Genomic DNA, 18577 nt, shown 5'->3' with positions numbered 1-18577 from the left:
TCGCCCTGACTCGGGGTTTGAAAAGGGGCCGACAATTCGGGTGTCGGCCCCTTTCTCCTGTTAACTCGCGCTCACCCACGCCTGTCGGCCGGGCCGGCGGGTGAGGATCAGACGACCGGTCGCGGGATCTCGAGCCAGAGATCGACCTCGTCGTCATCCGACTCGGCGCCCAGCGCGTTGGCAGCGCCGTCGTCCGACATGCGCAAGCCGACGACGGTCACGGCCGTCTTCGACGAGCGGGGCACGGTGCGGACGATCAGCTTGTCCGTCGTCGTTCCCCGGATCGCCTCGGCGAGACGGCGCAACACCGTCTCGAGGCCGCGCTGGTCCAGGTCGTCGATCCCGCCCTCGTCCAGGAGGCTGACGACCACGCCGCGCCGACGGGCGTCCATGACCTCCCGGCGCACGTCGTCGTTCAGCAGGCGTCGCCCCCGGATCTCGTCGCGGATGGCGCCCTCGAGATAACGGCACTCGCGACGCTCGGCCTCGGTCAGGTCGCCGCCGCGGCGGACGATCTCGGCGAGCATCGGGGCCGCGACACGATACGTCTGCCGCAGCCGCAGCTGACGTTCCATGACGTGCGCCTCCTGAGCGGCCTGCCACTCCGTGGCCTCCCGCTCGGCCCTGGCGAATTGGAGGGAGTCGCGGCCGGCCTTGGCGAGCGAGCCCGCGATCACCACGGCGACGCCGACCCAGACGACCGAGCCGATGACTCCGAGCCCGGCGAGCGCCCCCGGGCCGGCCCAGACGACGGTCTGCACGGCGAGGAAACCGACTCCGGCCCACGCGAAGATGGACTGCCTGCGCACCGCGCAGATGGTCATCAGCGTGCCGACGGCCGCGACGTACCACGTGCCGTAGCCGTTGTCCTTCGCCGGGTCGAGCTGACTCGTGACGAGGATCGGGATGACGACGCACACGGCGAGGTCGAACGCCGCGAGCCACAGGGGCATCTTCGTCGGGCTCGTCGGCCAGAGGCTCATCACGGTCGCGACCCCGTACAGGATCATCGCCGCGATGGGCGGCCCGGGATTGGCGGGGATCGAGAGCGAGGACAGCGCGAGGAACAGGTGATACGCCGAGAACAGGGCGCCGAGGCCGAGGAAGAGGACCCGGTTCAGGGTGATCACTCGACCACCTCCGGCTCCCGGTCGGAGGACGGCCAGAGGATGACGACGGTCGTCCCCGCGCCGGGCTCGGACTCGATGCGCGCGCGCCCGCCGACCTTCGCGAGGCGATCGCGGATGCTCACCCGCAGCCCGAGACGCTCCGCCGGCACCTCGTCCGCGGCGAAGCCCTTCCCCTCATCGCGCACGACGATATGAACGGTCGCGGACGGAGTGCCCCCGCGGATGCTGATGCTGCGGCGCACCTCCGGCCCGCCCGCGTGCTGCATGCTGTTCACCATCGCCTGCACGCTGGCCGAGTACACGGCCTCCGCCACGTTGACGGGCAGGCTGTGGACCTCGACGTCCTGCACTTCGATCGCGAACGGCGAGGAGAACGCGTTGGCGGCCGTCACCAGCCGGTCGCTCAGGCGGTCGAGGCCGACGAGGGACTGGTCCTCCGGACCGGACGCCTCGGCCGCGTGCAGGTGGCCGATCGCGTCCGCCGCCATGGTCGCCGCCAGCTCCTTCTGCGCCGGAGTCCGCGCGCTGGCCGCCGAGAGCAGGGTCGTGAGCACGCTGTCGTGCACGATGGCGTCGACCTGGACGCGCTCCACCTCCGTGGCGTGCTGACGGACGGCGGTGGCGTACCGGGCGAGCGCCTGGCTCTGCGCCGCGTCGACGCCCGACGACGCTTGACGCATCATCGCGATGATGGCGAGGATGGCTCCGCCGAGGATGATCGCGTAGACCGCGTCCAAGCCGGCCAGCTCGGCGCCGACGCCGCCACCGGCAGGCAGCGCCCGGACGACGCCGTACGCGATCGGGGCGATCAGCGTGTAGACCACGGCCAGCCAGAGCGGGTAGGCGACAGCGGCGAACGCGGTGAAGACGTTGCAGAGGAACCAGATCCAGGGCTTGTCCGCCGTGAACGCCGCCGGGTCGGAGACCACGAACGGCCACGTTACGATCGCGACGAGGTAGAGCACGGCCAGGACGGCCATCGCCCCCTTGACCCAGCGCTGCAGGATCGCCAGGAGCACGGTGACGACGATGCCGCCGAAGATGACGATCGTCATCACGAGACCCCACGGCTGCACGAGCGCGTGCTGCTGGGCGAGTGCCGACGGGATGGTCTGCAGCCCGAAGACGAGTCCGAACGCCGCCACGGTGCGGTCCGCGATGCGCTCGATGCGGGCGCGGCTCAGCGGGTTGCGAGGCTTCGACGACTCGCGCGGAGCACCCGGCACGCTGCCGGGGCGCGCGAAGTCAGACGCGCTCATTGCCCGTGTCGGGGTCGAGACCCGGCAGGATGCCGTCTTCCACCGCGCGCCGGAGCAGATCCACCTTCGTGGGGGCCGGGCGGCCGACCTCCACGTACTTGACCCGGATCCGGTCCAGGTACTCGCGAGCGGTCGAGTTCGCGATCCCGAGCTGCGCCGCGACCGCCTTCAACGGCAGGCCCGACGCGTAGAGATGCAGCACGTCGCGCTCGCGCCGGCCCAGCTGGGCCTTGGCGAAGTCGCTGTCCGCGTCGATCGCGGTCGCCCACTCGAGGTTGTTGAGGACATCCCCCCGCGCGACCGTGGCGATGGCGTTCATCACGGTCGTCGTGGGCGACGACTTCGGGATGACTCCCGCCGCGCCCGCGGCGAGCGCCTCCCGGACGCTGGCGACGCGGTCCGCGATGCTGTGCACCAGCACGGCGGCTCCGGTGGCTTGGGCGCGCTTGACGTTGTCGGTCACCTTCGACCCATCGCCGAGCGAGAGATCGAGCACGACCACGTCGCACTCCTGGCCGCCGATCTCGGCGACGAACTCGTCGACCGTCGCGGCGGTGATGACGACCTCGTAACCGGCGTCCTGGCAGGCCGCCTTCAGCCCCAGCCGCACCGACTCGTGATCGTCGACGATAGATACCCGCACCATGTGGTTCATCGTAGTGGTGCAGGACCCCATGACCCCCGTCAGGGCGTCAGCGTGGCGACCGCTTCGACGTGGTGCGTGTTCGGGAAGAGGTCGAACGCGCGCAGCGAGCGGAGCGGGTAGCCGCGGTCGGCGAAGAACGCCAGATCGCGCGCCAGCGCGACGGGGTCGCACGCCACGTAGACGATCTGGGCCGGCGCGAGAGCGGCGATCGAGTCGACGACCGCACGTCCGGCGCCCGAGCGCGGCGGGTCGAGGACGACGGTCGCGGCCCGCAGCCGCGCACGCTCGCTCGCGCTCGCGTTGGCCGCGAGGTCGGCGGCGAATCGCTCGACCCTCGCCGTGACGGCGGAGGCGCCCACCCAGTCGGCGAGGTTCTCCGCGGCGTCATCGGTCGCGGCCTCGTCGCTCTCGACGGAGGTGATGCGGAGGGTGGAGCCGAACCTGTCCCCGACCGCCGCCGCCAGCAGGCCGACGCCGCCGTAGAGGTCGAGGTTCGCGGCACGCGGGTCGAAGAGGGCCTCGTCCACCGCCTCCTGCACCGCCCGCGTGAGGGTCTCGGCCGCACCGCGGTGCACCTGCCAGAATCCGCGAGCGTCGAGCCGGAACTCCCGGTCCCCGACGCGCTCGCGGATCGGGACCGGACGCCGGCGCGGGCGCGCGAGACGTTTGCCCGTGCGGACGGGCGCCTCGTTGACGAGCACGTGCGCGGCTCCCGCCCCGGTGGCGACGACGTCGACGGACTCCGCGCCGGGGAACGTCTGCCCGAACGGCGCCGATTCCTGCACCAGCGCGGTCGCGAGCGGGAGACTGCGCACCGGGACGATGGTGTGGGTGCGCGCCGCGTACGGGCCCACCTCGCCGGCCGCACCGACCTGCAGCCGCACGCGGGTGCGCCAGCCGGTGCCGTCCGCCGTCTCACCGGCCACGGATTCCACCCGGACCCGGCCTCCCGACGGGCCGACCTGCGCGATCGCGTCGGCGTCGAGCTTCGCGGTGCGCTGCAGAGCGTCCTCGATGACCCGGCGCTTGAGCTCGCGCTGATGGTCGAGGCGGATGTGCCCGAACTCGGCGCCTCCGGCCCGCCGCCCGGGTGCGCGGTCGATCGACGCCGCCTCCCAGACGTGCTCCTGCCGCTCGGGGGCGGCCTCCAGCACCTCCACCGTCTCGCCGCGCCAGAATCGGTCGTGGGTGCGGTCGGAGATCCGCGCGCGGATGCGCTCGCCCGGAAGCGTGTCCGGAACGAACACGACCCGTCCTTCATGGCGCGCGACGAACACGCCGCCGTGGGCGACGTTGGTAATGTCGAGGTCGACCTCATCGTTCTGGGGCATCCTTCGAGCATCCCACAGGTGACCATGCGCCTCTACCTCGCGTCCACGTCCCCGGCACGCCTCGCGCTCCTGCGCGCCGCCGGCATCGAGCCGATCGTGGTGCCGTCGCACGTCGACGAGCCCGCCGCTGTCGCCGCGGCGGAGGCGGAGCACGGTCCGCTCGCCCCCGACGCGATGGTCCACCTCCTCGCGCGACTGAAGGCCGAGGCCGTCCGCGGCACGCTCGACGGCGCACCGATCGACGGGCTCATCCTCGGCGGCGACTCCGCCTTCGCGATCGACGGGCTGATCCACGGCAAGCCGCATCGGCCCGAGGTCGCGCGGGAGCGCTGGCTCGCCCAGCGCGGCCGCACGGGCGTCTTGCACTCCGGCCACTGGCTGATCGACCACCGCGACGGCCGCGAGAACGCCGCGGTCGGCGCGACCGCGACCGCATCCGTGACGTTCGCCGACGTGACCGTCGCCGAGATCGACGCCTACATCGCGAGCGGCGAGCCGCTCGAGGTCGCCGGGTCGTTCACGATCGACAGCCTGGGCGGCCCCTTCATCACACGCGTCGACGGCGACCCCAGCACCGTGGTGGGCCTCTCGCTCTCGACACTGCGCACCCTGGTCCGCGAACTCGGCGTGGAGTGGACCTCGCTCTGGAATCGGTTGTAGACCCTCCAATCACCGCGGCACTCATTTTTGTGAGGATCGTCCAAAACGAGGGGTGCCGGGCGGCATAGGCTAGAGAACTGTGCCAGCCATCACCAAGGTTCTCATCGCAAACCGGGGCGAGATCGCCGTCCGCGTCATCCGCGCCGCTCAGGACAGCGGGATCGGCTCCGTCGCCGTCTACGCCGACCAGGACCGCGACGCCCTCCACGTGAAGCTCGCCGACGAGGCCTACGCGCTCGAGGGCACGACCAGCGCGGAGACGTACCTGGTCATCGACAAGCTGCTCTCGATCGCCCGGCGGTCCGGCGCCGACGCCGTGCACCCGGGCTACGGCTTCCTCGCCGAGAACGCCGACTTCGCCCGCGCGGTGATCGCTGCCGGCCTCACCTGGATCGGCCCGTCGCCCGACGCCATCGAGCGTCTCGGAGACAAGGTGTCGGCTCGTCACGTCGCCGAGAAGGTGGGCGCCCCGCTCGCGCCCGGAACCCTCAACCCGGTCGCAGACGCCGCAGAGGTCCTCGAGTTCGTCGACCAGTACGGCCTCCCCGTCGCCATCAAGGCCGCCTTCGGCGGTGGCGGTCGCGGCCTCAAGGTCGCCCGCGCCCGCGAGGAGGTCGCGGAGCTCTTCGACTCCGCCACCCGCGAGGCCATCGCCGCCTTCGGCCGCGGAGAGTGCTTCGTCGAGAAGTACCTCGACCAGCCGCGCCACGTCGAGACCCAGTGCCTCGCCGACGCATACGGCAACGTCGTCGTCGTCTCCACCCGCGACTGCTCGCTGCAGCGCCGCCACCAGAAGCTCGTCGAAGAGGCGCCGGCCCCGTTCCTCACCACGGAGCAGACCGAGCAGCTCTACACCGCGTCCAAGGCCATCCTCAAGGAGGTCGGCTACCAGGGCGCCGGGACCTGCGAGTTCCTCATCGGCAAGGACGGCACCGTCTCCTTCCTCGAGGTCAACACCCGGCTCCAGGTCGAGCACCCCGTCTCGGAAGAGGTCACCGGCATCGACCTCGTCCGCGAGCAGTTCCGCCTCGCCGAGGGCGGCACCCTCGACTACGAGGACCCCGCGCCGCGCGGTCACTCGTTCGAGTTCCGCATCAACGGCGAGGACGCCGGCCGCGGCTTCATCCCCTCCCCCGGTCCGGTGCACGTCTTCAAGCCCGCCGGCGGACCCGGCGTCCGCGTCGACAGCGGCATCCAGGCCGGCGACGAGATCAGCGGCGCCTTCGACTCCATGCTCGCCAAGCTCATCGTGACCGGCTCCAGCCGCGAGGAGGCGCTCGAGCGCTCCCGCCGTGCCCTCGACGAGTTCGAGGTGGCCGGCCTGCCGACCGTCCTGCCGTTCCACCGCGCGATCGTCCGCGACCCCGCCTTCGCCCCGCAGGACGGCGAGCCGTTCTCGATCTACACCCGCTGGATCGAGACCGAGTGGACCAACGAGATCGAGCCGTGGTCCGGCGAGCTGGGCGACCAGACGCCGGCCGAGCGCCGCAGCAGCGTGGTCGTCGAGGTCGAGGGCAAGCGCATCGAGGTGTCTCTGCCCGCGAAGCTCCTCACCGGCGGCGGCTCCGCATCCGCGTCCAGCGCTCCCGCCCCGCGTCGCCGCGGCAGTGCCGCCGCGGTCGACACCGCGACCGGCGACTCCCTCACGGCCCCGATGCAGGCGACTGTCGTCAAGGTCGCCGTCGCGGACGGCGATGCGGTCGTCAAGGGCGACCTCGTGCTCGTCCTCGAGGCCATGAAGATGGAGCAGCCGCTCACCGCCCACAAGGACGGGACGATCTCCGGCATCAATGCCGCCGTCGGCGAGACCGTCTCCTCCGGCCACCTCCTCCTCAGCATCGTCTAGCGCTTCGCGCATCTCCCCAGTAACTCCGGCGTTCTTGCCCGACATCAGGCAAGACTCCGGAGTTGCTGCGTTCTGAGCGGAGTGTCGTACCGGACCTCCGGATCTGTGACCGCCCGATCAATTGCCGCCTCGACCTGGCGCCAACTGTCGAGCACCTGCGCGGCGGAGAACCGGAGCACGCGCAGCCCACGACGCGCGAGCTCCGCATCGCGATGCCTGTCCCGCTCGAACGCACCGCGGTCGGAATGGAACGCGTACCCGTCGATCTCGACGAGGAGGCGTCCTCCGACGCGCAGGTCCACCCGTCCGACGCCGGCGACATGCACCTGCTGCTCGACGACATGGCCGCCCTCTGTGAGTCGCTGCCGGACGATCGACTCGATCCCTGAATCCGAACCGGGGCGAGCGCGCGCGAACACGCCCGCCGTCCATGCAGGCTCACCGGCGACCAGTGAGGCCATGTCCGCGAGACGTGCCAACCCCGAGGTGACCGCCGTGTCCAAGACTGCGACAGCATCCTCCCGGGGTGCACATCGGACGACCGAGCGCAGGCAGTCGACCACGGACACCCGCCACACCTCCGAACCGCCGCTCCGCGTCGTCCAGTGCCGCACGACGTCGACGCCGGGATCGGCCAGCCGCGTCGACTTTGCCGGGACGGTGACGTGCAGCCGCGGATCGCGCCCTGCCCAAAGCCCGTACTTCGCCGCCGCCGAGAGGCACGACAACCGACCTCCCGCTCGCACCGCGTTGACAGCCATCGGATCAGCGGCGGGAAGCGCGTAGTACCCGCGCCGCGGGCGCATCATCGTGCCACTGCGCACACCACGGGTGAGGGCCTCGGCTGTCGCGCCCGCAGCGATCAGCTGCGCCGACGATGCGACACCCCCGAGGTCTCGCAAACGCATCATCCAATCCATGGCCCCAGCGTGCCGGGCGACGGGCACACGTGGCGTGCCTCGGCAGGATCGGTGGAGAACCGGTCCGTTGGGCCGCCTGTGGTGCACTCCGTAACTCCGGAGGCTGAGATCGCCACGCCGCTCAGTTCGCCGTTCGAACGGAGGAAACGCGCCTGTCGCGGCTCATCTCCGGATTTAGTCGGGTGGGGTGGGATGGGGTGGGGTGGGGTGGGGTGGGGTGGGGTGGGGTGGGGGGGCGGGTGGCAGCGGGGTCAGTTCTCGGGGGGCGAGCCCTTGAGGGAGATGCTGATCTCGTCGGCGTCGAGGTTGGTGAGCGCGCGGTCGAGCACGTCGGCGTCGAAGGTGCCGTCGTCGCGCGCGTCGAGGAGGGCAGCGCGCTGGGCGTGGAGGCGGTCGAGAGCGAACTTCTTCATCACTTCCATGTTCTCGGGGGTGCGCTCGCGGGACTCGGGCAGTGGGATGTGGCGGGCGGCCTCGTGGAGCATCGACGCCACACGCTTGCGCTCGGCGTTCTCCGTCTCCGGATCGACCTGCGCGGGCTTGAGCCACTTCAGCACCCAGCCGATCGTCCCACCCTGGATGAGCAGCGAACCGGCGGCGACGAGGAACGCGATGAGCACGAGCACCTGGCGGCCCGGCGTGTCAGTCGGCAGGGTCTGCGCCGCCGCGACCGTGACCGCGCCGCGCATCCCGGCCCACACGACGACCGCGCCCTCGCGCCAGCCGAGCGGGGCACCTGTGAAGTAGTCGATATCCGCCAGCGTCCGGCGGATGCGCGTCGTGAAGCGCCCCACGTCGCGCTGCGACGGCACGCGACCCTTGCCGGGGCCGCCTTGCCGCACGAGCGCGGTGGGATCGTTGTCGGCGTCCGCGATCCGCTTCTGCATCGTCTCGAGGCGCGGCTTCATCGCCGCGGTGCGCCGGTGCCGCCTGCCCAGCGAACGCAGCAGCGGCGCGACATAGCCGGCACGGACCACGATGGTCAGAACCAAGGCCCCTGCGGCGACGAGGGCCGCCGGCCCGACGCCCTCGTGCACCTCCTCGACCTCCTGCAGGATGCCGAACAGCTGCAGACCCATCGTCAGGAAGACGAGGCCTTCGAGCACGAGCTCGACCGTCTTCCAGTTCTGCGCGTCGGAGAGCCGATGCTGCGGGGAGAGGACGCGCGGCGCGCGGCTCCCCGTGACCAGGCCGGCGACGACGGCGGCGACCAGTCCGGAGGCGCCGAGCGCTTCCGCCGGGAGGGAGGCGACGAAGGGCACGGTGAACGAGAGCACCGTGTTGACGGTGGCGTCCTTCACCCGGGCGCGCACGATGAGGTTGAGGCGGCCGACCGCCCAGCCGAGAGCGACGGCGACCACGACGGAGTAAGTGAAGGTCCAGATCACCGTGCCGACCGCGAAGGAGGCCGCGGCGGCGGCGATCGCGGCGCGCAGCAGCACCAGCGCGGTGGCGTCGTTGAGCAGGCTCTCGCCCTCCAGGATCGCGACGACGCGGGGCGAGACGCCGCTGCGCTTCACGATGGAGGTGGCCACGGCGTCCGTGGGGCTCACGATCGCGCCGAGCGCGATGCCCCAGGCAAGGTCCAGACCGGGGATGGCCCACGAGAAGAACAGCCCGAGGACGACGGAGCTGACCACGACGAGCAGGACGGAGAGCCCGCCGATGGCCGCGAACTCGCGCCGGAAGTTCATCGACGGCATCGACACGGACGCCGAATAGAGCAACGGCGGGAGGATGCCCGCCAGGATCCACTCCGGCTCGATGTGCAGGGCGGGGACGAACGGCAGGAGGCTCACCAGGATGCCGACGGCGACCAGGATCAGCGGCGAGGCGACGCCGAACCTGGGGCCGATCGTGGCTGCCGCGGCGATCGCCAGCACGGCGAGCACACCGATGAGGACTCCCATCTCCATGCCGGGACCCTACCTCAGAGGACGATATGCATGGCGCGTGCGGCGTCGGAGATCGATCCGGAGAGCGACGGGTAGACGGTGAACGCGCGGGCGACCTGGTCGACCGTGAGACGGTGCTCCACGGCGAGCGCGAGCGGGAAGATGAGTTCGGATGCCCGCGGGGCGACGATGACGCCGCCGATGACGGTGCCGGACCCGGTGCGGGCGAAGAGCTTGACGAAGCCGTCGCGCAGCCCGAGCATCTTCGCGCGCGGGTTCGACTTGAGCGGCAGCTTGTAGATGTCGCCCTGGGCGATGCCGTCCTCGATCTGCTTCTGGTTCCAGCCGACCGTCGCGATCTCGGGCTGGGTGAAGATGTTGGACGTCACGTTGCGCAGCTCGATCGGGTTGACCGCGTCCCCCATCGCGTGGAACACGGCGGTGCGCCCCTGCATGGAGGCGACGGAGGCGAGCGGCAGCAGGTCCGAGCAGTCGCCCGCGGCGTAGATGTTCGGGATGGAGGTGCGGGCGACGCGGTTGACGCGGATGTGGCCGGACGGTGTGAGCTGCACCCCGGCCTCCTCGAGCCCGATGCCCGCGGTGTTCGGGATGGATCCGACCGCCATGAGGCAGTGGCTGCCCTCGACGGTGCGGCCGTCGGCGAGCGTCGCGACGACGCCGTTCTCGGTGCGCACGACCGACTCGGCGCGGGACTTCGAGAGCACCTGCATGCCGTTGCGCTTGAAGACGTTCTCGATCACGCGGGCGGCATCGGCGTCCTCGCCCGGGAGCACCTGGTCGCGGGAGGAGATCAGGGTCACCTTGGAGCCGAGCGCCGTGTAGGCGGAGGCGAACTCGGCGCCCGTGACGCCGGAGCCGACCACGATGAGGTGCTCGGGCACGGCCCCCAGATCGTAGAGCTGTGTCCAGGTCAGGATGCGCTCGCCGTCCGGGACGGCGGTGGGGAGGACGCGCGGGCTGGCGCCGACGGCGATGACGATCGTGTCGGCCTCCACCCGGTCGAAGTCGGTGCCGCGGTCGCCGCGCGACGTCGACACGATCACGGCGTCGTCGCCGTCGAGGCGCCCCTCGCCGTTCACGATGCGAACACCCGAGCGCACCAGCTCGGCGCGCATGTCCTCGGACTGCTGGCGCGCGAGGCCCATGAGCCGCTTGTTGACGGCGGCGAGGTTGACCGCGAGCTCGGGGCGCACCGGCTTCCCGTGGCTCCCGCGGGTGAAGAACTGCACGCCGAGGTCGGCCGCCTCGGCGATGGAGTTGGTGGCCTCGGCGGTCGCGATGAGGCTCTTCGACGGGACGACGTCGGTGATGACGGCCGAACCGCCGACTCCGGAACGCTCGACCAGGGTCACGTCGGCGCCCAGCTGCGCGCCCGCGATCGCCGCCTCGTAGCCGCCCGGTCCGCCGCCCAGCACGGCGATGCGCTGCTTGCGCTCGAATTCAAAGGCCATGCCCCCATTCTTCCGCATGCGCACGCGCCGGCGCGCACGCTCCGATGCGCATCCCGCGCCGCCTGGACGCGCCGGGAGCGCTCAGTAGAGTTGGCTCATGCTCGAAACGAACACGAACCCGCTCGACGACCCGCAGGCCGACCCGTTCGAGGTGGCCCGCCAGGCGGCGGAGCAGCTGGCCGAGAAGACCGGCGTCGAGAAGCACGACATCGCCCTCACCCTGGGCAGCGGATGGGGCACGGCGGCGGACCTCATCGGCGAGACCACCGCGACCATCCCGGCGACCGAGATCCTGGGCTTCGGCAGGCCGGCGCTGGAGGGCCACGTCGGCACCCTGCGCTCGGTACTGCTGCCGAGCGGCAAGCGCGCGCTCGTGATCGGCGCGCGCACGCACTACTACGAAGGCCACGGCGTGCGCCGGGTCGTGCACAGCGTGCGCACGGCGGCCGCGGCGGGTGCGACGACCATGATCCTCACCAACGGCGCCGGCGGTATCAAGGAGCACTGGAAGCCCGGCACCCCGGTGTTGATCAGCGACCACATCAACCTGACGGCGGACTCCCCGCTCGAAGGCGCCACCTTCATCGACCTGACCGACCTCTACTCGGGCCGCCTGCGGGCGCTCGCGAAGACGATCGACCCGTCGCTGGACGAGGGCGTCTACACGCAGTTCCGCGGCCCGCACTATGAGACCCCGGCGGAGGTGCAGATGGCGAAGGCCATCGGCGGCCACATCGTCGGCATGTCGACCGCCCTCGAGGCGATCGCCGCCCGCCAGGCCGGCATGGAGATCCTGGGCATGTCCCTGATCACCAACCTGGCGGCGGGCATCCAGAAGACCCCGCTGAGCCACGCCGAGGTCATCGAGGCGGGCCAGGCGGCCGAGCCGGTGATCAGCGCGCTGCTCGCCCGGATCGTGGCGGCCCTGTGAGCCCCGCGCTCGCCACCGCCGACCTGCTGGCCGCCGCTCGCGCCTGGCAGGATCAGGACCCCGACCCGGAGACCCGCGCCGAGCTGGAGACGCTGGTCGCCGCTGCGGCCGACGGCTCCGCGGATGCCCTCGCCGACCTCCACTCGCGCTTCGACACCCGCCTCGCCTTCGGCACCGCCGGGCTGCGCGGGGAGATCGCGGCCGGCCCCAACCGGATGAACCGCGTGCTGGTCTCGCAGGCCGCCGCCGGATTCGCGCGCTGGCTGCTCGAACACGCCGGCGGCGTCACGCCGTCGGTCGTGATCGGCTACGACGGCCGGAAGAACTCCGACGTCTTCGCGCGGGACACGGCAGAGCTGATGGCCGGGGCCGGCGTGCGCGCCGTGCTCCTCCCCCGCCTGCTGCCGACCCCCGTCCTCGCGTTCGCGGTCCGCCACCTCGACGCGAGTGCCGGTGTCATGGTCACCGCGAGCCACAACCCGCCGAATGACAACGGGTACAAGGTCTATCTGGGCGGCGAGGACCACGGCTCGCAGATCGTGTCGCCGACGGACGCGGAGATCGCGGCCCACATCATCGAGGTCGCCTCGGGGAGCGTCAGCGACCTCCCCCGCTCCGAGCAGTACGAGATCGCATCCGACGACGTGGAGCGGGCCTACATCGACGCGACCGCGCGCGTCGCGGCGACCGGCGCCCCTCGCGACGCGGTGTCGTTCGCGTACACGGCGATGCACGGTGTCGGCTGGCGCACGGCGCGCGATGTGTTCGCCGCCGCCGGCTTCGCCGAGCCTCAGGTGGTCGCCGCGCAGATCGACCCCGACCCGGCCTTCCCGACGGTGTCGTTCCCGAACCCCGAGGAGCCGGGAGCGATGGATCTCGCGTTCGAGACCGCGCGGGCCACCGGTGTCGACCTGGTGATCGCGAACGACCCCGACGCCGACCGCTTGGCCGTCGCCATCCCGGACCCGTCGTCCGCGGACGACTATCGCCGGCTGAGTGGCAACGAGGTGGGAGCCCTCCTGGGCTGGCGCGCCGCCGAGCTGGCCGAGGCCGCCGCCGGCGACGGAGCGGCCGACGGCGTGCTCGCCTGCTCGATCGTCTCCTCGCCCGCGCTGGCGGCGGTGGCGGAGGCGTACCACCTCGACTTCGCCGACACCCTCACCGGGTTCAAGTGGGTCTCCCGCGCACCCGGTCTGATCTTCGGTTTCGAGGAGGCCCTCGGCTACCTCGTCAATCCCGGGACGGTGCGCGACAAGGACGGTATCTCCGCCGCGACGGCCTTGCTCGACCTGGCTTCGACGCTCGCCGCGGAGGGCCTGACCATCGCGGATCGTCTGGATGCGTTCGCCGAGCGGTTCGGCTACTTCGCCAGCGACCAGATCTCCCTGCGGGTGACGGACCTCTCGCGGATCGACGCGATCATGGCAGCCCTGCGCGCGACCCCGCCGAGCACTCTCGGCGACGTCAAGGTCGACCGCATCGACGACCTCCGCGACGGCTTCGGAGGCCTCCCCCCGAGCGACGTTCTGCGTATCCTGCTCGAGGACGGCTCACGCGTCATGGTGCGCCCGAGCGGCACCGAGCCCAAGCTGAAGATCTACATCGACGCCTCGAGCGACGAGGGCACGCTCGCCGAGCGACGTGCCACCGCCACCGCGCGCGTCGCCGCGCTCGGCGAGGCGATGCGGGCACTCACGGCGTAGGGACCGGCCGGGTGGCGGCGCGGGCCGCGTAGCTGAGCAGGAACGCTGCCAGCGCCGCCACGGTCACCACCGCTCCCGCGACCGGGACGGCCTCCGCACCGCCCGCACCCAGCGCGAGAGACCCGATGGGCGGGGCGATCGCGATTCCGACGTACATCGCCGTCGAGTACCAGGAGAGCGCGAGGGCGGAGGACTCGGGATCCACGTGCACGAGCCGGTGCTGGACGGGGATCGCGATGGCGAACGCCGTCACACCCCAGAGCGCGAAGACCACCAGCGAAGCCGCGAACGATGCCTCGACGAACGGCAGCACGATGAGCGCGACGACCTGCCCGAGCAGCGCGACGGCCGCGACCGTGCGGCTCCCGAAGCGGTCGGTGAGAGGACCGGCGATGCTGTTGCCGATCACGCCCGCTGCGCCGTAGGCGAGCAGCAGCGCCGCCAGCAGGGGACCGGACCCGCCGGTGGAGGCATGGGTGACGGCCGCCGAGAAGATGTAGACGATGTTGAAGCCCGCGATCATGAACACGGTCGTCGCGAGCAGTGCGAGCACCCGCAGATCGGCGAGGGTGGCGAGGCGGCGTCGCAGCGTCGCGGGAGGGGCGAGTGGCACCCGGCGGACGAGCAGCGGGATCGCCGCCGCGAGGACGACGCCGAGGCCCACCACGCACCAGAGCGCGAACCGCCAACCGGCGACGCCGCCGAGCGCCGTCCCGAGCGGCGAGCCGACGGCGGTCGCGAGGGTGAACCCGGCGCCGACGAGCGCGAGGGCGCGACCTCGCTTCTCGGGCGCGGACAGGGAGGCGGCGGCCGCCGTGGCTGTCGGGACGAGGGCTGCGCCGCCGATGCCGGAGAACGTGCGTCCGGCGATGAACCAGCCGAGGTCGGGCGCGACGGCGGCGACGGCCGTGCCGATGGCGAAGACGCCGAGACCGACGCCCATGAGGGCCGACCGCGGCACCCGCGGGAGGAGGATCGAGACCGCCGGAGCGGCGACCGCGACGACGAGCGAGTAGGTGGTGATCGACACGCTGACCGCCGCCGGGCTCGTTCCCAGCGTCGTCGCGATCTGGGGCAGGAGGCCCGCGATGACGAAGGCGTTCGTCCCGACGACGAAGAGCCCGAGCGCGAGGACCACGAGCGCCGGCGTGGTCCTGCGGTACGATTGTTCGATGATCGTCATACGGTTAGCGTAGGGCGATTGTTCGATGATTGTCAAACAATTGGACGCCGCATGACCGAATACCCCTCGCCGCCGATGGACGAGGTCGAGCTGGTGGACCTCCTCCGTGCCGTCGCCGACCCGGTCCGCCTGCAGATGGTGCGCGTCCTCGCCGACGGCGAACCGCACCCCAAAGCCCTGACCGAGTGGGGGTGCGACGTGCAGAAATCCACCATGGCGCACCACTTCAAGACCCTGCGCGAGGCAGGTCTCACGAACACGATCGTCAACGGCCGCACCCATGACATCCAGCTGCGCCGCGCCGAGCTCGACGCCCGCTTCCCGGGGCTGATCGCCGCTCTGCTGAGCGACTAGCGACGCCGGCGGTCAGCCGAGGGCTTCGTCGAGCTTGCGCTCCAGCTCGTCGAGGTCGAAATAGTTCTCGACGACGATGACGTCGGCGTTGGTCGTGCCGATCCGTTCCACGAGTTCCGGCGACGACAAGATGACCTGCGCATCGGCGGCGGCAGTGGACAGGCTGCCGACGTCCGTGGCCGTCACGTCGGCGTCGATGCCCAGGCGCTCGAGCACCCGCTCCGCGTTCACCTTGAGGATGCCGGACGTGCCGAGCCCGACGCCGCAGATGGCGACGATCTTCATCGGGCGCCCTCCTCCGACCGGGCGATGACGCGCCGCACATCGTCGACGTCGCGGGCCGCCGCGAGGGCCGGGATGGCCTCGGGGTCGTTGAACACGTTCGCGAGCTCGGCGACGCTCGTCACGTGCGCCTCCGGCGTCGACACGGCGAGGCCGAGCACGACGGAGACCGGGTCGTTGTGCGGGTGACCGAACACGACGGGCTCGTCGAGCGTCACGACCGAGAGCCCGTCGAAGTTCACGTCGGGGCCGGGGCGCGCGTGCGCGAGAGCCAGACCGGGCGCGATCACGATGTACGCGCCGAACTCCTCGATCACCTGGATCATCCGGTCGGCATAGCCCTGTTCGGTCGCTCCCGACCGGGTCAGCGCCGCTCCCGCGAGCCGCACCGCATCACGCCAGTCGGAGGCGTGGGCCCCGACGGTGACGGCGGACTCGGGCAACGGTGGCAGCGGCATGATCTCAGCGTAGCCGCCGCCGGCTCAGGAACCCTCGAAACCCGCTGTGATGATGTCGGCCAGCTCCTCACGTTCCTCCAGCGGGAGGAACGCGCCCGCGGCCGCATTGAGCTGGAAGATCTCCAGGTCCGTGCGGTCGTAGGCGAAGGCGTCGGCGAGGATGCTCAGCTCGCGGGTCAGCGTGGTCCCGCTCATCAGGCGGTTGTCGGTGTTCACGGTCACCCGGAAGCCCAGCTGGTACAGCAGGTCGAACGGGTGGTCGAGGAGGTCCTTGCCCCAGGCGGCGATGGCGCCCGTCTGGAGGTTGGAGGTGGGGCTGGTCTCGAGCGCGATCTCGCGGTCTTTGACCCACTGCGACAGCGTGCCGAGCGTGACGTAGGTGTTCTCGTCGTCCTGGCGCTCGATCGCGATGTCCTCCGCGAGGCGCACGCCGTGGCCGAGGCGCAGCGCGCGGCCGTCGAGGAGGGCGCTGCGGATGCTGTCGAGGCCGTCGGCCTCTCCCGCGTGGATGGTGGCGGGGAAGAACTGCTCGGCCAGGTAGTCGAACGCCGCACGGTGGTTCGCGGGCGGGAAACCCGCCTCCGGGCCGGCGATGTCGAAGCCGACCACCCCGTTGTCGCGGTGACGGACGGCCAGCTCGGCGATCTCCAGACCGCGATCGAGGTGACGCATCGCCGAGACGAGCTGCCCGACGCGGATGCGCTTGCCGCTGTCGCGCACGTCCTGGATACCGGCCTCGATGCCCTCCTGGACGGCCTCGACGGTCTCGTCCAGGCTGAGCCCGCGGGTCAGGTGCTGTTCCGGCGCCCAGCGGATCTCGCCGTAGACGACGCCGTCGGCGCCGAGATCCTGGACGAACTCGCGTGCGACGCGCACCAAGCCCTCGCGGGTCTGCATGACCGCGGTCGTCAGGTCGAAGGTCTTCAGGTACTCGACGAGCGAACCCGAGTTCGACTTCTCGCCGAACCACCGCGCGAGCTCGACGGGATCGGTGGTCGGCAGCTCCAGGCCGATCGCGTCGCCCAGCTCGATCACCGTGGCGGGGCGCAGGCCGCCGTCGAGGTGGTCGTGCAGCGACACCTTCGGCAGGGCGCGGATGTCGGTGCCGTCGGCCAGCGTGTACCCGGCGTTCTGTTCGCTCATGTCCTTCAATCTATCGGTCGCAGCGGGTGCGGAGGAGGGGCCGCTCAGGAGATGCGGTCGGCGATCAGCGGACCGCGGGTGAACGGCGTTCCGAGCGGGGCGATGCGGTACGCCCCCTCGACGGCCTCCAGGGCACGCTCGAACCGGGCCGGCTCGTCGGCGGACAGCGTGAAGAGCGGGTCGCCGGCGCGGACGGTGTCCCCCGGCTTGGCGTGCAGGTCGATGCCCGCGGCGTGCTGCACCGGGTCCTGCTTGCGGGCCCGGCCGGCGCCGAGCCGCCAGGCGGCGATGCCGAAGGGCAGCGCCTGCTGCTCGACGAGGATGCCGTCGGACTCCGCCACCACCGTGTGCGTCTCCTTCGCGACCGGCAGCGGGGCGTCGGGGTCGCCGCCCTGGGCGCGGATGACCTCGCGCCACTTGTCCATCGCGCGGCCGTCCTTCAAGGCTGCCTCCACGTCCTCGTCCGGACGGCCCGCCAGCGCGAGCATCTCGCGCGCGAGGGCGACCGTCAACTCGACGATGTCGGCTGGGCCGCCTCCGGCGAGCACCTCCACGGACTCGCGGACCTCATTGGCGTTGCCGATCGCGAGGCCCAGCGGCACGTTCATGTCCGTGAGGAGCGCGGAGGTCGCGACGCCCGCGTCCTTCCCCAGCTCGACCATGGTACGGGCCAGCTCGCGCGACTTCTCGATGTCTTTGAGGAAGGCGCCGGAGCCGAACTTCACGTCGAGCACCAGCGCGCCGGTGCCTTCTGCGATCTTCTTGGACATGATCGAGGAGGCGATCAGCGGGATGGCCTCCACCGTTCCGGTGATGTCGCGCAGCGCGTACAGCTTGCCGTCCGCGGGCGCCAGGCCGGAGCCGGCGGCGCAGATCACGCCGCCCTGGTCGCGCAGCTGGGCGAACATCTCCTCGTTGCTGAGGTTGGCGCGCCAGCCGAGGATGCTCTCCAGCTTGTCGAGGGTCCCGCCGGTGTGGCCGAGACCGCGGCCCGAGAGCTGGGGGACGGCCACGCCGAACGTCGCCACGAGCGGCATCAGCGGCAGCGTGATCTTGTCGCCGACGCCGCCGGTGGAGTGCTTGTCGGTCGTCGGCTTGCCGAGGCCCGAGAAGTCCATCCGCTCGCCCGAGGCGATCATGGCGAGGGTGAGGTCCTTGATCTCGCGGCGCGTCATCCCGTTGAGGAAGATGGCCATCGTCATCGCCGACATCTGCTCGTCGCCCACGTACCCGCGCGTGTACGCGTCCACCAGCCAGTCGATCTCCGCGGTGCTGAGCTCTCCGCGGTCGCGCTTGGTCCTGATCAGGTCGACGGCGTCGAACGCCTCGACCGTTCCTGCGGTCTGAGTCACGGGGTGTCTGTC

General features: G+C 71.4%; 17 protein-coding genes. 5 read left to right on the top strand and 12 right to left on the bottom strand.

Annotated elements, in window-relative coordinates:
- Window positions 1-107: 107 nt before the first annotated feature.
- The 4 genes from IT072_RS05820 to IT072_RS05805 are packed head-to-tail and all read right to left on the bottom strand — an operon-like array spanning window position 108 to window position 4366.
- Window positions 108-1130, bottom strand: coding sequence for a hypothetical protein (locus tag IT072_RS05820; RefSeq protein ID WP_223360009.1), 1023 nt, complete (start codon window positions 1128-1130; stop codon window positions 108-110).
- Window positions 1127-2389, bottom strand: coding sequence for an ATP-binding protein (locus IT072_RS05815; protein WP_223360008.1), 1263 nt, complete (start codon window positions 2387-2389; stop codon window positions 1127-1129). The genes IT072_RS05820 and IT072_RS05815 overlap by 4 nt, the downstream gene beginning before the upstream one ends.
- Entirely contained in the window at window positions 2376-3035 is a 660-nt protein-coding gene (locus IT072_RS05810) for a response regulator transcription factor (protein ID WP_179699859.1), read from the bottom strand. Before IT072_RS05810 ends, IT072_RS05815 begins: the two co-directional genes overlap by 14 nt.
- A 38-nt stretch (window positions 3036-3073) precedes the next feature.
- Window positions 3074-4366 (bottom strand): class I SAM-dependent RNA methyltransferase, encoded by a 1293-nt coding sequence (locus tag IT072_RS05805; RefSeq protein WP_223360007.1) that lies wholly within the window; start codon window positions 4364-4366, stop codon window positions 3074-3076.
- A gap of 24 nt (window positions 4367-4390) precedes the next feature.
- Between IT072_RS05805 and IT072_RS05800 the strand changes: the two genes are divergently transcribed.
- Both IT072_RS05800 and IT072_RS05795 read left to right on the top strand, forming a co-directional pair.
- Window positions 4391-5026, top strand: coding sequence for a Maf family protein (locus IT072_RS05800; RefSeq protein ID WP_223360908.1), 636 nt, complete (start codon window positions 4391-4393; stop codon window positions 5024-5026).
- Window positions 5027-5105: 79 nt separating this feature from the next.
- Window positions 5106-6872: an acetyl/propionyl/methylcrotonyl-CoA carboxylase subunit alpha gene (locus IT072_RS05795; RefSeq protein ID WP_223360006.1), complete on the top strand. Its 1767-nt coding sequence runs from the start codon at window positions 5106-5108 to the stop codon at window positions 6870-6872.
- Window positions 6873-6916: 44 nt separating this feature from the next.
- On the opposite strand, the gene IT072_RS05790 is transcribed toward IT072_RS05795, so the two are convergent.
- The 3 genes from IT072_RS05790 to IT072_RS05780 all read right to left on the bottom strand — a co-directional run bounded on the left by IT072_RS05790 (window position 6917) and on the right by IT072_RS05780 (window position 11159).
- Window positions 6917-7783, bottom strand: a complete 867-nt coding sequence (locus IT072_RS05790; RefSeq protein ID WP_223360005.1) for a type IV toxin-antitoxin system AbiEi family antitoxin domain-containing protein — start codon at window positions 7781-7783, stop codon at window positions 6917-6919.
- Window positions 7784-8043: 260 nt separating this feature from the next.
- The gene (locus IT072_RS05785; protein ID WP_223360004.1) at window positions 8044-9708 is read right to left on the bottom strand and encodes a cation:proton antiporter; all 1665 of its coding nucleotides are present in this window, start codon (window positions 9706-9708) and stop codon (window positions 8044-8046) included.
- Between the two features lie 14 nt (window positions 9709-9722).
- The gene (locus IT072_RS05780; protein WP_223360003.1) at window positions 9723-11159 is read right to left on the bottom strand and encodes an NAD(P)H-quinone dehydrogenase; all 1437 of its coding nucleotides are present in this window, start codon (window positions 11157-11159) and stop codon (window positions 9723-9725) included.
- 97 nt (window positions 11160-11256) lie between these two features.
- Between IT072_RS05780 and IT072_RS05775 the strand changes: the two genes are divergently transcribed.
- On the top strand, window positions 11257-12090 hold the full coding sequence (locus IT072_RS05775) for a purine-nucleoside phosphorylase (RefSeq protein WP_223360002.1): 834 nt from the start codon (window positions 11257-11259) through the stop codon (window positions 12088-12090).
- Entirely contained in the window at window positions 12087-13793 is a 1707-nt protein-coding gene (locus tag IT072_RS05770; protein WP_223360001.1) for a phospho-sugar mutase, read from the top strand. The genes IT072_RS05775 and IT072_RS05770 overlap by 4 nt, the downstream gene beginning before the upstream one ends.
- Here IT072_RS05770 and IT072_RS05765 read toward each other — a convergent pair.
- Window positions 13783-14976, bottom strand: coding sequence for an MFS transporter (locus IT072_RS05765; protein WP_223360000.1), 1194 nt, complete (start codon window positions 14974-14976; stop codon window positions 13783-13785). The genes IT072_RS05770 and IT072_RS05765 overlap by 11 nt on opposite strands.
- Before the next feature lie 51 nt (window positions 14977-15027).
- Between IT072_RS05765 and IT072_RS05760 the strand changes: the two genes are divergently transcribed.
- Complete coding sequence (locus tag IT072_RS05760; protein WP_223359999.1) at window positions 15028-15330, top strand: ArsR/SmtB family transcription factor; 303 nt, start codon at window positions 15028-15030, stop codon at window positions 15328-15330.
- Between the two features lie 12 nt (window positions 15331-15342).
- Here the strand turns inward: IT072_RS05760 and IT072_RS05755 are convergent, their stop codons facing one another.
- The 4 genes from IT072_RS05755 to IT072_RS05740 are packed head-to-tail and all read right to left on the bottom strand — an operon-like array spanning window position 15343 to window position 18565.
- The gene (locus IT072_RS05755; RefSeq protein WP_223359998.1) at window positions 15343-15615 is read right to left on the bottom strand and encodes a PTS sugar transporter subunit IIB; all 273 of its coding nucleotides are present in this window, start codon (window positions 15613-15615) and stop codon (window positions 15343-15345) included.
- Window positions 15612-16070, bottom strand: coding sequence for a PTS sugar transporter subunit IIA (locus IT072_RS05750; RefSeq protein ID WP_223359997.1), 459 nt, complete (start codon window positions 16068-16070; stop codon window positions 15612-15614). The genes IT072_RS05755 and IT072_RS05750 overlap by 4 nt, the downstream gene beginning before the upstream one ends.
- Window positions 16071-16094: 24 nt before the next feature.
- Window positions 16095-17213: an adenosine deaminase gene (locus tag IT072_RS05745; RefSeq protein ID WP_223359996.1), complete on the bottom strand. Its 1119-nt coding sequence runs from the start codon at window positions 17211-17213 to the stop codon at window positions 16095-16097.
- 44 nt (window positions 17214-17257) lie between these two features.
- Entirely contained in the window at window positions 17258-18565 is a 1308-nt protein-coding gene (locus IT072_RS05740; protein WP_223359995.1) for a thymidine phosphorylase, read from the bottom strand.
- Window positions 18566-18577 lie beyond the last annotated feature (12 nt).

Source organism: Leifsonia sp. ZF2019, assembly GCF_019924635.1.
GTDB lineage: Bacteria > Actinomycetota > Actinomycetes > Actinomycetales > Microbacteriaceae > Leifsonia.
Note: the sequence above shows the minus strand (reverse complement) of the source record. Positions and strands in the feature narration are given on the sequence as shown.

What these genes read in the sequence shown, in the direction of transcription:
- IT072_RS05785 (WP_223360004.1), bottom strand. Translation starts at nt 9,708, where the DNA reads ATGGAGATGGGAGTCCTCATCGGTGTGCTCGCCGTGCTGGCGATCGCC.
- IT072_RS05790 (WP_223360005.1), bottom strand. Translation starts at nt 7,783, where the DNA reads ATGATGCGTTTGCGAGACCTCGGGGGTGTCGCATCGTCGGCGCAGCTG.
- IT072_RS05815 (WP_223360008.1), bottom strand. Translation starts at nt 2,389, where the DNA reads ATGAGCGCGTCTGACTTCGCGCGCCCCGGCAGCGTGCCGGGTGCTCCG.
- IT072_RS05810 (WP_179699859.1), bottom strand. Translation starts at nt 3,035, where the DNA reads ATGGTGCGGGTATCTATCGTCGACGATCACGAGTCGGTGCGGCTGGGG.
- IT072_RS05805 (WP_223360007.1), bottom strand. Translation starts at nt 4,366, where the DNA reads ATGCCCCAGAACGATGAGGTCGACCTCGACATTACCAACGTCGCCCAC.
- IT072_RS05775 (WP_223360002.1), top strand. Translation starts at nt 11,257, where the DNA reads ATGCTCGAAACGAACACGAACCCGCTCGACGACCCGCAGGCCGACCCG.
- IT072_RS05760 (WP_223359999.1), top strand. Translation starts at nt 15,028, where the DNA reads ATGACCGAATACCCCTCGCCGCCGATGGACGAGGTCGAGCTGGTGGAC.
- IT072_RS05750 (WP_223359997.1), bottom strand. Translation starts at nt 16,070, where the DNA reads ATGCCGCTGCCACCGTTGCCCGAGTCCGCCGTCACCGTCGGGGCCCAC.
- IT072_RS05800 (WP_223360908.1), top strand. Translation starts at nt 4,391, where the DNA reads ATGCGCCTCTACCTCGCGTCCACGTCCCCGGCACGCCTCGCGCTCCTG.
- IT072_RS05765 (WP_223360000.1), bottom strand. Translation starts at nt 14,976, where the DNA reads ATGACGATCATCGAACAATCGTACCGCAGGACCACGCCGGCGCTCGTG.
- IT072_RS05755 (WP_223359998.1), bottom strand. Translation starts at nt 15,615, where the DNA reads ATGAAGATCGTCGCCATCTGCGGCGTCGGGCTCGGCACGTCCGGCATC.
- IT072_RS05780 (WP_223360003.1), bottom strand. Translation starts at nt 11,159, where the DNA reads ATGGCCTTTGAATTCGAGCGCAAGCAGCGCATCGCCGTGCTGGGCGGC.
- IT072_RS05745 (WP_223359996.1), bottom strand. Translation starts at nt 17,213, where the DNA reads ATGAGCGAACAGAACGCCGGGTACACGCTGGCCGACGGCACCGACATC.